General features: G+C 54.0%; 1 protein-coding gene. It reads right to left on the reverse strand.

Annotated features, from left to right (window positions below; all coding sequences use genetic code 11):
• On the reverse strand, window positions 1-360 hold a 360-nt coding region (locus ACYP5B_RS33655), incomplete at its 3' end, for an MFS transporter (RefSeq protein ID WP_459572512.1).
• Between the last annotated feature and the right edge of the window lie 127 nt (window positions 361-487).

The following is a 487-nucleotide window of genomic DNA, read 5'->3' on the forward strand; positions in this document are numbered from 1 at the left end:
CAGGAAACGCATCCCATACAGTTGCCAAGGTTCAACAACGAAAGCCATCCCGGCGGAAACCAGACCCCAGCATGCCATGATCCGCACGAAGGTTCGGCGGGCACCGATCCTGTGCAGGAGAAGATTACTGGGCACTTCGAACAGGAAATAGCCGATAAAAAAGATCCCCGCGCCCAGCCCGTAGACAGCATCACTGAAACCGAGATCGCCCTTCATCTGCAACTGCGCAAAGCCAATATTGATACGATCAATGAAGGAAACAACGTAGGCAACAAAAAGGAAGGGAATCACGCGTAGAGTGACCTTCCTGTAAAGTGCGTCCTCCACCGCGGCGCAGCGGTGTTGATTCATGGGGATCATGTTTGTCTCCGAATGCCTCTGCTTGCCAGCAGAAGTCGTTTTATGCCGCGCTACCTTTTTCGTTGGCGCCGCGGTCGATGAACAAGGCTGGCCATTTCGGCCACCCCAAGTAAGCTAGGGGCTTGAA

The sequence above is a fragment of the Cupriavidus sp. 8B genome, assembly GCF_054589115.1.